Raw genomic sequence first — 13,496 nt, 5'->3', positions numbered from 1 at the left:
GCGCCGCCGCTGTCGAGACGGCGCCTTCCGGCAACGATTATGCGGACGAAAGGGCGAGGCGCGGCAGCGCGGCGAGCGCGTTAGCCGTTGTGGATAGGGACAGCGCGTGCGCGTCGATCCCGCGCAGCTCGGCGAGCACGGCACCGATGCGCGGCACCTGGTCGGGCGCGTTGCGGGACTTGTACGCCCATTCGGGCGCGATGTCGGGCGCGTCGGTCTCGACGACGATCGCGTCGAGCGGCAACTGCGCGGCGAGCCGGCGGATCTGCAACGCGCGTCCGAACGTCACGTTGCCGCCGAAACCGAGATGCAGCCCCTGTGCGAGATACGCGTCGGCCTGCTGGAAACTGCCGTTGAACGCATGCGCGATGCCGCGCCGCACGCCGAAGCGGCGCAGCCCGGCGAGCACGCGGTCCTGCGACTTGCGCACGTGGCACAGCACCGGCAGGTCGAATTCCCGCGCGAGCTTGAGCTGCCCCTGATAGAAGAATTGCTGCCGCGCTTCGTCGAGCCCCGGCACGAAGTAGTCGAGCCCGATCTCGCCGATCGCGACGAAGCGCGGATCGTCGAGGCTCGCCTCGATCTCCATGCGCAGCCGGTCGAGATCCTCGTCGCGTGCGTGCGGCGTATACATCGGGTGGATGCCGAGCGCATAGACCGCGCCCGGTGTGCGCTGCGCCAGTTCGCGCACGGTCGTGAAGTTGTCGCGCCCGATGCTCGGAATCACGATGCGCGACACGCCGGCCGCACGCGCCGCCTGCGTGACCGCGTCGCGGTCGGCGTCGAATTCGGCGGCATCGAGATGGCAATGCGTATCGATCCACATGGCGGCTTTCCTGCGCCCCGCCGCAACGCCGGGACTCGTCCGGCGGCACGGCGGAGGCGTTCGTTCACACCGGCAGCGCCGGCTCCTCGTGCAGCACGCCGTCGCGCAGGCGCATGATGCGGTCGCAGCGCGCGGCGAGCTCGGGATCGTGCGTGACGATCACGAAGCTCGTTTCGAGCGTCTCGGACAATTCGAGCATCAGGTTGAACACGGTATCGGCCGTCGTGCCGTCGAGATTGCCGGTCGGCTCGTCGGCGAGCACGCAGGCCGGCTTCGTCACCAGCGCGCGCGCGATCGCGACGCGCTGCCGCTCGCCGCCCGACAGCTCGCCCGGCCGGTGCTTCGCACGCGGGCCGAGACCGACACGTTCGAGCATCGCCTGTGCCTGCGCGCGCGCGTCCTCGGTCGTCATCCGGCGGATGCGCAGCGGCATCGCGACGTTGTCGAGCGCGGTGAATTCCGGCAGCAGGTGATGGAACTGGTAGACGAAGCCGAGTGCGCGGTTGCGCAGCTCGTTGCGCTCGCGCTCGGCGAGCTGCGTAAACGGCTTGCCGAGCAGCGACACTTCGCCCGCGCTCGGTTCGTCGAGGCCGCCCAGCACGTGCAGCAGCGTGCTCTTGCCGGAGCCCGACGCGCCGACGACCGCCAGCTTCTCGCCGCGCCGCACCGTCAGCTCGGTGTTGTTGAGCACCTGCACGTTGAAGCCGCCCTGCACGAACGCCTTCGTGATCCCGCGCGCCTGAAGCACGTATTCCTGCATACCTGCCGAATCCTGTCTGATGGGTTGTCGTGAATCCGCGAATGCGGTCGCGCGATCATTCATAGCGCAGCGCCTCCGCCGGCTTCACCTTCGCGCCGCGCCAGCTCGGATAGAGCGTCGCGACGGCCGACAGCACGAACGCGATCAGGCCGATCTTGATGACGTCGCCCGCGACGAGCTCGGACGGCAGCTCGCTGATGAAGTACACCGACGGCGGCAGGAACTGAACGCCGAACAGGTGCTCGATCATCGGGATCAGCCACGGAATGCTCCACGCGATCAGGCAGCCGAGCGCGACGCCCGATGCGGTGCCGACGAAGCCGATCGTCACGCCCTGCACGACGAAGATCTTCATGATCGAGCCCGGCTGCGCGCCAAGCGTGCGCAGGATCGCGATGTCGGCCTGCTTGTTGGTCACCGTCATCACGAGCGACGACACGAGGTTGAACGCGGCCACCGCGATGATCAGCGTGAGGATGATGAACATCATCCGCTTCTCGATCTGCACGGCCGAGAACCAGGTCTTGTTCTGCTGGGTCCAGTCGCGGATGTACAGGCTGCCCGACAGCGTATGCGACAGCTCGACCGCGACCTGCGGCGCCTTCTGCATGTCGGTGAGCCGCAGCCGCACGCCGGTCGGCGCGGCCATCCGGAACAGCGCCTCCGCGTCGCGGATGTTGATCATCGCGAGCGTGCTGTCGTATTCGTAGTGGCCCGACTCGAACACGCCGACGACCGTGAACTGCTTGAGCCGCGGCATCATCCCGGCCGGCGTGATCGTGCCTTCGGGAGCGACGAGCGTGACCTTGTCGCCGACCGTCACGCCGAGGTTGCCGGCGAGCGCGTCGCCGAGCACGATGCCGAACTGGCCGGGCACGAGCGCGGCGAGCTGGCCTGCCTTCATGTCCTTGCCGATGTCCGACACCTGCGGTTCGAGCGACGGCTCGACGCCGCGCAGCATCACGCCGCTCACCGCGTCCTGGCGCGTGAGCAGCGCCTGCGCGTCGACGTACGGCGCCGCGCCCGTCACCGACGGATTGCGGCGCGCTTCCTGCGCGGTCAGTTGCCAGTCGGGCATCGAGCCGGTCGGCGAGAACACCTCGACGTGCGCGAGCACCGACAGCATGCGGTCGCGCACTTCCTTCTGGAAGCCGTTCATCACGGACAGCACGACGATCAGCGCCGCGACGCCGAGCGCGATCCCGAGCATCGACACGAGCGCGATGAAGGAAATGAAGCCGTTGCCGGTCGTGCGTTTGCCGGCGCGCGTGTAGCGCCAGCCGATCTGCCATTCGTACGGAAGTTTCAAGCGAATCCTTTCTGCTGGTTACGGCGGGGATGGCGGCCCGAGGCCGGAGCGCCGCCCGGGGCGCGGTCGAAAAAAGCGGTCGCCGGACGCAATCGGGCCCAATCGGACCGTCAGCCGGCCCGATCACGCGCGCAGTTTGCCATACAATGCGCACCATCATGCACGACCGACGCCTCCATTTTCTCGTTCCGTTCGCGCTGCCGTCGGCGGCCGATGCGGCCTCGTCCCTGCACACGCTGGACAGCCCCGCGCTCGAAAAGTTGCTCGCCCGCGCGAGCCTCGTCGAGCGCGTGGCCGGCGAGGACTTCCAGCGCACGCTGCCGCACGAGCGCTGGCTGGCCCGCCGGTTCGGCGCGACCCAGGGCAACGCCGCCGACGAGGCGCCGCTCGCGCCCTACATGCTGCTGGCGGACGGCGGCGACCCGGGCACCCAGGCCTGGGCGTGCGTCGAGCCCGTCCATGTCGAAATCGCGCACGATCACCTCGTGCTCGTCGACCCGGCGAGCCTCGCGCTCGACGACGGCGACGCCGCCGCGTTGCTGGCGGTCGCGCGCCCGCTGATCGAGGAGCTCGGCGTGCGACTGGAAGCACCGCATCCGGCGCGCTGGTACCTGTCCAGCGAGCAGCTCGCCCGCCTCGCCGGCGCCGCGCCGCTGCGCGCCAGCGGCCGCAACATCGAGATCTGGTTGCCGCACGAGGCGCACACCGGCGAACGCTCGCGGATGTGGATGAAGCTGCAGAACGAAGTGCAGATGGCGTGGTTCCAGCATCCGGTCAACGAAGCGCGCGAAGCGCGCGGGTTGCCCGCCGTCAATTCGATCTGGTTCCACGCGCAGGGCACGCTGAAGCCGGTCGGCAAGCCGTTCGCGCGCGTGCTGTCCGTGTCGCCCGCCGCGCTCGGCCTCGCGCGCGCGGCGCAGGCCGAGGCCGGCGCCGTGCCGGCCGCATTCGGCACATTGCCCGCCGCCGCCGGCGCGACGCTCGTCGAGCTGCCCACGCTGTCCGCCCCGTTCATCGAACAGGACTGGGCACGCTGGCACGACGCGCTCGCCGCGCTCGAGCGCGACTGGTTCGCGCCCGCCCTCGCCGCGCTGCAGAACGGCGAGCTGGCCGGCGTCGACTTCACGCTGTGCGGCGACACCAGCTCCGTGACGCTGCACGCGACGCGCGGCGACCTGCGCAAGTTCTGGCGCCGCCGCGCGCTGGCATCCCTGTTCGAATAACCCGACCTGTATGACCCGGATCGTTACCCGCCCCGTCGCGCCCGCCGACGCCGAAGCGCTCGCGCGCCACGGCCTGCATCCCGTCCTCGCGCGCCTGTACGCGTCGCGCGGCGTGCAGTCCCCGACCGACATCGAAACCGCGCTCGCGCGGCTCGTGCCGCCCACCGAACTGAAAGGCTGCGCGGACGCCGCGGCGCTGCTCGCCGACGCGATCGCCGACCAGCGGCGCCTGCTGGTCGTCGCCGACTACGACTGCGACGGCGCGACCGCCTGCGCGGTCGCGGTGCGCGGCCTGCGGATGTTCGGCGCGCAAATCGACTACCTGGTGCCGAACCGCTTCGAATACGGCTACGGGCTCACGCCCGAGATCGTCGAACTCGCGGCCGCGCGCAAGCCCGACCTGCTGATCACCGTCGACAACGGGATCGCGAGCGTCGCGGGCGTCGAGGCCGCGAACGCACGCGGCATCGACGTGCTCGTGACCGACCACCACCTGCCCGGCGACGCGCTGCCCGCCGCGCGCGCGATCGTCAACCCGAACCAGCCCGGCTGCGCGTTCCCGAGCAAGCACATCGCCGGCGTCGGCGTGATGTTCTACGTGCTGCTCGCGCTGCGTGCCGAGCTGCGCCGCCGCGGCGCATTCGCGAGCAAGGAGGCCGAACCGCGCCTCGACGGGCTGCTCGACCTCGTCGCGCTCGGCACCGTCGCCGACGTCGTGCGGCTCGACGGCAACAATCGCGTGCTCGTCGCACAGGGGCTGCAGCGCATCCGCAACGGCCGCATGCAGCCGGGCATCGCCGCGCTGTTCCGCGCCGCCGGCCGCGAGGCGCGCACCGCATCGGGCTTCGACCTCGGCTTCGGCCTCGGCCCGCGCCTGAACGCCGCCGGGCGGCTCTCGGACATGTCGCTCGGCATCGAGTGCCTGATCACCGACGACATCGGCCGCGCGTGGGACCTCGCGCAGCAGCTCGACGTGATGAACCGCGAGCGCCGCGAGATCGAGGCCGGCATGCAGCAGCAGGCGCTCGCCGATCTCGCCGACGTCGATCCGGCCGACGCGTGCACGATCACGCTGTTCAATCCCGAATGGCACCAGGGCGTGATCGGCATCGTCGCCGGACGGCTCAAGGAGAAATTCCACCGCCCGTCGTTCACGTTCGCGCATGCGGACGAGGCCGGCACGCGGGTCAAGGGTTCCGGCCGGTCGATTCCCGGCTTCCACCTGCGCGATGCGCTCGACCTCGTGTCGAAGCGCGAGCCCGACCTGATCGTCGCGTTCGGCGGCCACGCGATGGCGGCCGGTCTCACGCTCGACACCGACAACGTGCCGCGCTTCGCGGCAGCGTTCGAGGCCGTCGCGCGCGAATGGCTGTCCGACGACGCGCTGGCGCGCGTGATCGAGACCGACGGCGAACTGGAGGAAGCGTATTTCACGCCGCAGTTCGTCGGGCTGCTCGACGAAGCCGTCTGGGGCCAGGGCTTTCCGGCCCCGCTTTTCTCCGGCGAATTCGACGTCGTGTCGCAGTCGCTCGTGAAGGAAAAGCACCTGAAGCTGCAACTGGCGCGCGGCCGCCAGCGCTTCAACGCGATCTGGTTCAACCACACCGAGCCGCTGCCTGCGAGCGCGCTGATCGCGTACCGCCTCGTGGCCGACACGTGGAACGGCGTGACGCGCGTCCAGCTGATCGTCGAACACGCGGCCGGCTGAGCGCCGACCGGCCGGCCACCCGGCCCGCGGCGCCCGCGGGCCATGTGCGAACCACATACGAACCACATGCGCGCCGCGCCGGACGGGGCCGCGGCGCGCGCGCAAGCACACTCCGCGTCACCGGGAAACCCTGCCGATCGGCTATAATTCCGCTTTTTTACGAAGCAAGAACAGCGAACGATCATGGAAGCGGAACGTCTCAACGCGATCGAAAGCTCCCTGCTCGACCTGCGCAACCGCGCGGGCGAGCTTCGGGGGTATCTTTGACTACGACGCCAAAGCTGCGCGTCTGACCGAAGTCAACAAGGAACTCGAGGACCCGAACGTCTGGAACGATTCGAAGAACGCCCAGGCACTTGGCCGCGAGAAGAAGCTGCTCGAAGGCGTCGTCACGACGCTGACGGCGCTCGATAGCGACCTGCGCGATGCGCTCGACCTGTTCGAGCTCGCACGCGAGGAAGGCGACGAAGACACCCTCGTCGCATCGGAAGACGACGCGAAGAAGCTCGAAGCACGCGTCGGCGACATCGAGTTCCGCCGGATGTTCTCGAACCCGGCCGACCCGAACAACTGCTTCATCGACATCCAGGCCGGCGCCGGCGGCACCGAGGCGTGCGACTGGGCATCGATGCTGCTGCGCCAGTACCTGCGCTACTGCGAACGCAAGGGCTTCAAGGCCGAGGTGCTCGAAGAGTCCGACGGCGACGTCGCCGGCATCAAGAACGCGACGGTCAAGGTCACGGGCGAATACGCATACGGCTTCCTGCGCACCGAAACGGGCATCCACCGCCTCGTGCGCAAGTCGCCGTTCGACTCGTCGGGCGGCCGTCACACGTCGTTCTCGTCGGTGTTCGTCTATCCGGAAATCGACGATTCGATCGAAGTCGAGATCAACCCGGCCGACCTGCGCATCGACACGTACCGCGCATCGGGCGCGGGCGGCCAGCACATCAACAAGACCGACTCCGCGGTGCGGATCACGCACATGCCGACCGGTATCGTCGTGCAGTGCCAGAACGACCGCTCGCAGCACCGCAACCGCGCCGAAGCAATGGCGATGCTGAAATCGCGCCTGTACGAAGTCGAAATGCGCAAGCGCCAGGCCGAACAGGACAAGCTCGAATCGAGCAAGACCGATGTGGGCTGGGGCCACCAGATCCGTTCGTACGTGCTCGACCAGAGCCGCGTGAAGGACCTGCGCACGAACGTCGAAATGAGCAACACGAGAGCCGTCCTCGACGGCGATCTCGACGACTTCATCAGCGCGAGCCTCAAACAGGGCGTGTAAGCGCCGCGGCGCGGCGCGGCCCCTCCGGTCGCGCCGCCCTTCCCGTTGCGTTGCCGCACCCACTCCGAATTCCGACCATCATGACCGAACCGACCCAAACGCAGCCCGCCGTCGCGGCGGACGAAAACCAGATCATCGCCGAGCGCCGCGAGAAGCTGCGCGCACTGCGCGAGCAAGGCGTCGCCTATCCGAACGATTTCCGGCCGACGCATCACGCCGCCGATCTCCAGGTGAAATTCGCCGACTCGGACAAGGCCGCGCTCGAAGCGAACCCGGTCGAGGTGTCGGTCGCCGGCCGCATGATGCTCAAGCGCGTGATGGGCAAGGCGAGCTTCGCGACGGTGCAGGACGGTTCGGGCCAGATCCAGTTCTTCGTGACGCCGAACGACGTCGGCGCGGAAACCTACGACGCATTCAAGAAGTGGGACCTGGGCGACATCGTCGCCGCACGCGGCGTGCTGTTCCGCACCAACAAGGGCGAGCTGTCGGTCCAGTGCAAGGAACTGCGTCTGCTGTCGAAGGCGCTGCGTCCGCTGCCGGACAAGTTCCACGGCCTCGCCGACCAGGAAATGCGCTATCGCCAGCGCTATGTCGACCTGATCGTCACGCCGGAAACGCGCGATACGTTCCGCGCGCGCACCAAGACCATCGCGTCGATCCGCAAGTTCATGGACAACGCCGAGTTCATGGAAGTCGAGACGCCGATGCTGCACCCGATCCCGGGCGGCGCCGCGGCCAAGCCGTTCGTCACGCACCACAACGCGCTCGACATGCAGATGTTCCTGCGCATCGCGCCGGAGCTGTACCTGAAGCGCCTGATCGTCGGCGGTTTCGAACGCGTGTTCGAGATCAACCGCAACTTCCGGAATGAAGGCGTGTCGCCGCGCCACAACCCGGAATTCACGATGATGGAGTTCTACGCCGCGTACACGGACTACCGCTGGCTGATGGACTTCACCGAGCAGCTGATCCGCCAGGCGGCGATCGATGCGCTCGGCACCGCGACGATCCAGTACCAGGGCCGCGAGCTCGATCTCGCGAAGCCGTTCCACCGCCTGACGATCACGCAGGCGATCCAGAAGTACGCGCCGCAGTACACCGACGGCCAGCTGTCGGACGACGCGTTCCTGCGCTCCGAACTGAAGCGCCTCGGCGTCGACGTGTCGCAGCCGGCCTTCCTGAACGCCGGCATCGGCGCGCTGCAGCTCGCGCTGTTCGAGGAAACCGCCGAATCGCAGCTGTGGGAGCCGACCTACATCATCGACTACCCGGTCGAAGTGTCGCCGCTCGCACGCGCGTCGGACACGGTGCCGGGCATCACCGAGCGTTTCGAGCTGTTCATGACCGGCCGCGAGATCGCGAACGGCTTCTCGGAGCTGAACGATCCGGAAGACCAGGCCGCGCGCTTCAAGAAGCAGGTCGAGCAGAAGGATGCGGGCGACGAGGAAGCGATGTTCTTCGACGCCGACTACATCCGCGCGCTCGAACACGGGATGCCGCCGACGGGCGGTTGCGGGATCGGCATCGACCGTCTCGTGATGCTGCTGACCGACAGCCCGACGATCCGCGACGTGCTGCTGTTCCCGCACCTGCGCCGCGAAGACTGACGGCCGTGCCCGCGTGTGCGCCGCGCCCTGCGGCGCGCACGCGTCAGCTTTGTAACCACGCGTAAATCCCGCCTGCCGGCGTTCGCCGGTTTTCGATCCTCCCCCGTTTTATTCCCTCGTCGCGACGGCCTTCTCCGGGTTTTCCCTGTAGCAAACGCCGATCCCGCGCTGCAATTCGTTACACCTTGATACGGTGCGCCGCTCGCTCGTGGACGACACTCCTGTTGCGTCACCACGCATGACCACGGGACCAGAACGAGGCGCCGGAACGCCAAGTCTGCTCGCTCCCGAGCGTGGGATCCGGCCAGCGCCAACGTGCGAAACCGGGTCGACACCGGAGAAGAAAATGGACAACCAGAATCAAACCACGCCGCAAAAGCAACGCCTGCACCCCCTCATCGCGACCGCCGCAGGCGCAGTCATCGTCGCCAGCCTCGCCGCCACTGCCGCGATCACGGGCATCTTCCCGAAGGCCAGCAGCAACAACGCGCAGAACGGCCAGACCCAGGCCGCGCTGATCGCGTCGCAGCCGGCCGTCGATACGGCCGCGGCAGCCAGCGCCGCGCTCGCCGCGCAAGCGCAGCAGCAGGCAGCCGAGCAGGCCGCGCAGAAGGCTGCGGCCGAGAAGGCCGCTGCTGAGAAGGCAGCTGCGGCACAAGCCGAGCCGCGGCCCGCGCCGCGCCCGGCAGCCACGCACCACCGCCATACGCCGGCACCGCAACCGCCGCAATACGCACAACAGCCGTCCGCACCCGCGCAGCCGGCCTATTGCCAGACCTGCGGCACGGTCGTCGCGATCACGCAGACGCGCACGCCGGGCCAGAGCTCGGGGATCGGCGCGGTCGGCGGCGCAGCGGCCGGCGGCCTGCTCGGCAACCAGTTCGGTCACGGCAACGGCCGCACCGCGATGACGATCATCGGCGCGCTCGGCGGCGGTCTCGCCGGCAACCAGGTCGAGAAGCAGGTGCGCGCGGAAACCGACTACCAGGTGCAGGTCCAGATGGAAAGCGGCGCGACGCGCACGTTCACGTACCACAACCCGCCGCCGTTCGGCCAGGGCCAGCGCGTGCGGATCGAGAACGGCACGCTGGTCGGCTCGTAATGCATGACGAATCGCCGCGCGGCTCTTGCGCCGCGCGGAAATGAAAAAGGCTCGTGACGCGTCACGAGCCTTTTCTTTTTGGCGGGCGCCACGCGGTGCGGGCGTCGGCGCGAACCTCAGTCTTCGTCGTCGAAGTCCGATTCGTCGATCCAGTGAGCCTGGATCGCTTCGAGGATCTTCTCGCCCGAGTGCGCCGGGTCGTCGGTGAAGCCGTCCAGCTCGATGACCCATTGGCGCAGGTCGACGAAATTGACCCGCTGCGGATCGACGTCCGGATGCTTGTCTGCCAGCGCGATGGCGATTTCGCGCGAATCGGTCCATTTCATGGCCTGCTCTCCCGTATACGTGGCGAGTCCGCCCCGCCGATCCGTCAGTGATTTTCCTTCGCGTGGTTGATCGAGTACTTCGGGATCTCGACCACCAGGTCCGAATCTTCCTTCACGATCGCCTGGCACGACAGGCGCGATGTCGGCTCGAGGCCCCATGCCTTGTCGAGCAGGTCGTCTTCGTCCTCCTCGGACGGCTCGAGATCGTTGAAGCCCTCGCGGATCACCACGTGGCAGGTCGTGCACGCGCACGACTTCTCGCACGCATGCTCGATCTCGATCCCGTGGTCGAGCAGGTTGTCGCAAATACTCTTGCCGGGCGTCGCGTCGATCACTGCGCCGTCCGGGCACAGTTCGACGTGAGGCAGCACCACCAGTTGAGGCATGTCCGTTCCGTCAGTCAGGGTGCGGCGGCTGGCGCCGCACGGTTCAATATCGCGCGGGCCGTCGCCGGCCCGCGTGCAGTTCGTTCAGATCTCGTCGAGGCGGCGGCCCGACAGTGCGCGCTTGATGCTCTTGTCCATCCGGCGCGCCGCGAATTCGTCGGTGCCGTCGGCCAGCGTCTTGGTCGCGGTCTCGATCGCGTCCGTGTCGTCGCCCTGCGCGATCGTGCGCAGCGCCGCGACGAGCGCGTCGACCTGCGTGCGTTCGGCATCGTCGAGCAATTCGCCGTCGGCCGCCAGCGCCGCCTGCGTCGCCTCGATCATCCGCTCGGCCTCGACCTGCGCTTCGCGCAGCGCGCGTGCGCGCATGTCGATCTCGGCGGTCTTGAAGCTGTCCTCGAGCATCTTCGCGATGTCGTCGTCGGCGAGGCCGTACGACGGCTTCACGACGACCGACGCCTCGACGCCCGAATGCTGCTCGCGCGCGAACACCGACAGCAGCCCGTCCGCATCGACCTGGTAGGTCACGCGGATGCGCGCCGCACCGGCCGTCATCGGCGGGATGCCGCGCAGCTCGAAGCGCGCGAGCGAGCGGCAGTCGGCGACGAGCTCGCGCTCGCCCTGCACGACGTGGATCGCCATCGCGGTCTGGCCGTCCTTGAAGGTCGTGAATTCCTGCGCACGCGCGATCGGAATCGTCGAATTGCGCGGAATGATCTTCTCGACGAGACCGCCCATCGTCTCGACGCCGAGCGACAGCGGAATCACGTCGAGCAGCAGCCAGTCGTCGCCGCTGCCGCGATTGCCGGCGAGCAGGTCGGCCTGGATCGCCGCGCCGAGCGCGACGACCTGGTCCGGATCGAGGTTGACGAGCGGCGGCTGGCCGAAATACTTCGCGACCGCCTCGCGGATCACCGGCATGCGCGTCGCGCCGCCGACCAGCACGACGCCCTTGATGTCGGCCGGGCTCACCTGCGCATCGCGCAGGGCCTTGCGGGTCGGCGTCAGCGTACGCTGCACGAGCGGCTCGACGAGCGCGGCGAACGTGTCGTGCGAGATCGTCTGCACGAGGTGTGCACCGGTCGACAGCGTCACGTCGAGCGACGCCTGCGGCGCGGACGACAGCGCTTCCTTCAGCACGCGCACGCGATCGAGCAGCAGGCGCACGTCCTCGGGCGCGAGCGCCTTCGCGTCGATGCCGGCCTGCGCAAGTACGTGACCGAACAGCGCGTGGTCGAAATCGTCGCCGCCGAGTGCGGAATCGCCGCCCGCGGCCAGCACTTCGAATACGCCCTTCGTCAGCTTCAGGATCGACAGGTCGAACGTGCCGCCGCCGAGGTCGTACACCGCGTAGAGGCCTTCGGCCGCGTTGTCGAGACCGTAGGCGATCGCGGCCGCGGTCGGTTCGTTCAACAGGCGCAGTACGTTGAGGCCCGCGAGGCGCGCGGCGTCCTTCGTCGCCTGGCGCTGCGCGTCGTCGAAGTACGCGGGCACCGTGATCACCGCGCCGACCAGGTCGTCGCTGAGCGTGTCTTCCGCACGGTAACGCAGCGTCGCGAGAATCTCGGCCGACACTTCGACCGGGCTCTTCACGCCGTCGATCGTGCGGATCTGCACCATGCCGGGTGCATCGACGAATTCGTACGGCGCGTTCGCCGCGCCTTCGACCTCGGCCTTGCCGCGGCCCATGAAGCGCTTGACCGACACGATCGTGTTGCGCGGATCGGTCGCGGCCTGCTCCTTCGCTTCGTGACCGATGCGGCGGCCGCCCTTCTCCAGATAACGGACCACCGACGGCAGCAGCGCGCGGCCCGCTTCGTCCGGCAGCACTTCGGGCACGCTGTTGCGCACGGCCGCGACGAGCGAGTTCGTCGTGCCGAGATCGATCCCGACAGCGAGTCGCCGCTGGTGCGGCGCCGGCGCCATGCCCGGTTCGGAAATTTGCAGTAAAGCCATCTTGGTTCGTTCGGGCGCTCGGCCCGTTTGCTGCGCGTGCCGCGAGGCACGCGGTTAAGTTTCGAGGCGCTCGATCTGCGCGCCCACTTCCGACGCGACCCGTTCGATGAACATCAGCTGGCGCACGGCCTCGGCGGCGGCCTGGTCGGCCGCGCTGTCGAGCAGCGTGCCGAGGCGCTCGAGGCGCACGCGCTTTTCGTCGCGCAGCTCGGCGAGCAGCGCATCGAGCGCGTCGACGTTGCGGGCAGCCGCGGCATCCTCGATGCCTTCGCGCCACTCCATCTGCTGCATCAGGAACGCGGGCTCCATCGCGGTGTTGTTTTCGGCACCGATGTCGACGCCGCGCAGCGACAGCAGATAGGTCGCGCGCTTCAGCGGATCGCGCAGCGTGCGGTAGGCTTCGTTCGCACGGGTCGCCCATTGCATCGCGATGCGCTTTTGCGCGTCGCCGGCCGCCGCGAAGCGGTCCGGGTGCACCTGCGTCTGCACCGTGCGATAGGCGCTGTCGAGCGCCGTCTCGTCGAGCGCGAATTGCGCCGGCAGGTGAAACAGATCGAAGTGGCTGTCTTTCAGCGAAACCATCGTCGCGTTCAATTCCGGTTCGTCGCGCGGCAAACGCCGCACATTAAAAAGGCGGCCCGTGCCGCCTCTTGCCCGCATCGCGCGGAAACCCGCGTCACACGCGGAACGATTCGCCGCAGCCGCACTCGTCCTTCACGTTCGGGTTGTTGAACTTGAACCCCTCGTTCAGGCCTTCGCGTGCGAAGTCGAGCTCGGTGCCGTCGATGTACGCGAGGCTCTTCGGGTCGACGACGACCTTCACGCCATGGCTCTCGAACACCTGATCCTCGGGAGCCAGCTCGTCGACATACTCGAGCTTGTACGCGAGCCCCGAGCACCCGGTCGTGCGAACGCCAAGCCGCAGGCCCACACCCTTGCCGCGACGGACGAGGTATTTCTGGACGTGCTGTGCTGCTTTTTCGGTCAGTGTAATTGCCATGATGTCCT

Annotated in this window: 13 protein-coding genes; 5 read left to right on the top strand and 8 right to left on the bottom strand. The window is 68.3% G+C overall.

Features of this window, described 5'->3' with window-relative positions; genetic code table 11:
* Positions 1–37: 37 nt before the first annotated feature.
* The 3 genes from U5A56_RS06645 to U5A56_RS06635 form a co-directional block, all read right to left on the bottom strand.
* A complete protein-coding gene (locus U5A56_RS06645; RefSeq protein WP_044848181.1) occupies positions 38–826 on the bottom strand; it encodes a TatD family hydrolase in 789 nt (262 codons plus the stop codon).
* A 64-nt stretch (positions 827–890) separates the two neighbouring features.
* A complete protein-coding gene (gene lolD / locus U5A56_RS06640; RefSeq protein ID WP_081051465.1) occupies positions 891–1,649 on the bottom strand; it encodes a lipoprotein-releasing ABC transporter ATP-binding protein LolD in 759 nt (252 codons plus the stop codon).
* Positions 1,642–2,895, bottom strand: a complete 1,254-nt coding sequence (locus U5A56_RS06635; RefSeq protein WP_044848183.1) for a lipoprotein-releasing ABC transporter permease subunit — start codon at positions 2,893–2,895, stop codon at positions 1,642–1,644. The genes lolD and U5A56_RS06635 overlap by 8 nt, the downstream gene beginning before the upstream one ends.
* A gap of 146 nt (positions 2,896–3,041) precedes the next feature.
* Between U5A56_RS06635 and U5A56_RS06630 the strand changes: the two genes are divergently transcribed.
* The 5 genes from U5A56_RS06630 (at position 3,042) to U5A56_RS06610 (ending at position 9,823) form a co-directional block, all read left to right on the top strand.
* Positions 3,042–4,118: a regulator gene (locus U5A56_RS06630; protein ID WP_185735489.1), complete on the top strand. Its 1,077-nt coding sequence runs from the start codon at positions 3,042–3,044 to the stop codon at positions 4,116–4,118.
* Between the two features lie 10 nt (positions 4,119–4,128).
* A complete protein-coding gene (recJ, locus tag U5A56_RS06625; protein ID WP_124488305.1) occupies positions 4,129–5,826 on the top strand; it encodes a single-stranded-DNA-specific exonuclease RecJ in 1,698 nt (565 codons plus the stop codon).
* 183 nt (positions 5,827–6,009) lie between these two features.
* Positions 6,010–7,114, top strand: a protein-coding gene (gene prfB / locus U5A56_RS06620) for a peptide chain release factor 2 (RefSeq protein ID WP_124488306.1) whose coding sequence is annotated in 2 segments (ribosomal slippage) — positions 6,010–6,090 and positions 6,092–7,114 — 1,104 coding nt in all. Because the reading frame shifts where the segments join, the coding sequence is not laid out codon by codon here.
* Positions 7,115–7,194: 80 nt separating this feature from the next.
* The gene (gene lysS / locus U5A56_RS06615) at positions 7,195–8,721 is read left to right on the top strand and encodes a lysine--tRNA ligase (protein ID WP_044848186.1); all 1,527 of its coding nucleotides are present in this window, start codon (positions 7,195–7,197) and stop codon (positions 8,719–8,721) included.
* A gap of 346 nt (positions 8,722–9,067) precedes the next feature.
* A complete protein-coding gene (locus tag U5A56_RS06610; RefSeq protein ID WP_124522148.1) occupies positions 9,068–9,823 on the top strand; it encodes a glycine zipper 2TM domain-containing protein in 756 nt (251 codons plus the stop codon).
* A 116-nt stretch (positions 9,824–9,939) separates the two neighbouring features.
* Here U5A56_RS06610 and iscX read toward each other — a convergent pair whose 3' ends face one another.
* From iscX to iscA, 5 genes are all read right to left on the bottom strand, one after another.
* Positions 9,940–10,149 (bottom strand): Fe-S cluster assembly protein IscX, encoded by a 210-nt coding sequence (gene iscX, locus U5A56_RS06605; RefSeq protein WP_044848188.1) that lies wholly within the window; start codon positions 10,147–10,149, stop codon positions 9,940–9,942.
* Positions 10,150–10,193: 44 nt separating this feature from the next.
* The gene (fdx, locus tag U5A56_RS06600; RefSeq protein ID WP_044848189.1) at positions 10,194–10,535 is read right to left on the bottom strand and encodes an ISC system 2Fe-2S type ferredoxin; all 342 of its coding nucleotides are present in this window, start codon (positions 10,533–10,535) and stop codon (positions 10,194–10,196) included.
* Positions 10,536–10,619: 84 nt separating this feature from the next.
* Positions 10,620–12,488 (bottom strand): Fe-S protein assembly chaperone HscA, encoded by a 1,869-nt coding sequence (hscA, locus tag U5A56_RS06595; RefSeq protein ID WP_321921501.1) that lies wholly within the window; start codon positions 12,486–12,488, stop codon positions 10,620–10,622.
* Between the two features lie 54 nt (positions 12,489–12,542).
* Complete coding sequence (gene hscB / locus U5A56_RS06590) at positions 12,543–13,070, bottom strand: Fe-S protein assembly co-chaperone HscB (RefSeq protein WP_044848201.1); 528 nt, start codon at positions 13,068–13,070, stop codon at positions 12,543–12,545.
* A 94-nt stretch (positions 13,071–13,164) separates the two neighbouring features.
* The gene (gene iscA / locus U5A56_RS06585; RefSeq protein ID WP_011885413.1) at positions 13,165–13,488 is read right to left on the bottom strand and encodes an iron-sulfur cluster assembly protein IscA; all 324 of its coding nucleotides are present in this window, start codon (positions 13,486–13,488) and stop codon (positions 13,165–13,167) included.
* Positions 13,489–13,496 lie beyond the last annotated feature (8 nt).

Source organism: Burkholderia sp. BCC1998 (assembly GCF_905339875.1).
GTDB lineage: Bacteria > Pseudomonadota > Gammaproteobacteria > Burkholderiales > Burkholderiaceae > Burkholderia.
Note: the sequence above shows the minus strand (reverse complement) of the source record. Positions and strands in the feature narration are given on the sequence as shown.

Excerpts from the sequence above, each read along its gene's own strand:
- U5A56_RS06645 (WP_044848181.1), bottom strand. The coding sequence starts at position 826 with ATGTGGATCGATACGCATTGCCATCTCGATGCCGCCGAATTCGACGCC.
- lolD (WP_081051465.1), bottom strand. The coding sequence starts at position 1,649 with ATGAATGATCGCGCGACCGCATTCGCGGATTCACGACAACCCATCAGA.
- U5A56_RS06630 (WP_185735489.1), top strand. The coding sequence starts at position 3,042 with ATGCGCACCATCATGCACGACCGACGCCTCCATTTTCTCGTTCCGTTC.
- recJ (WP_124488305.1), top strand. The coding sequence starts at position 4,129 with ATGACCCGGATCGTTACCCGCCCCGTCGCGCCCGCCGACGCCGAAGCG.
- lysS (WP_044848186.1), top strand. The coding sequence starts at position 7,195 with ATGACCGAACCGACCCAAACGCAGCCCGCCGTCGCGGCGGACGAAAAC.
- U5A56_RS06610 (WP_124522148.1), top strand. The coding sequence starts at position 9,068 with ATGGACAACCAGAATCAAACCACGCCGCAAAAGCAACGCCTGCACCCC.
- iscX (WP_044848188.1), bottom strand. The coding sequence starts at position 10,149 with ATGAAATGGACCGATTCGCGCGAAATCGCCATCGCGCTGGCAGACAAG.
- fdx (WP_044848189.1), bottom strand. The coding sequence starts at position 10,535 with ATGCCTCAACTGGTGGTGCTGCCTCACGTCGAACTGTGCCCGGACGGC.
- hscA (WP_321921501.1), bottom strand. The coding sequence starts at position 12,488 with ATGGCTTTACTGCAAATTTCCGAACCGGGCATGGCGCCGGCGCCGCAC.
- hscB (WP_044848201.1), bottom strand. The coding sequence starts at position 13,070 with ATGGTTTCGCTGAAAGACAGCCACTTCGATCTGTTTCACCTGCCGGCG.
- iscA (WP_011885413.1), bottom strand. The coding sequence starts at position 13,488 with ATGGCAATTACACTGACCGAAAAAGCAGCACAGCACGTCCAGAAATAC.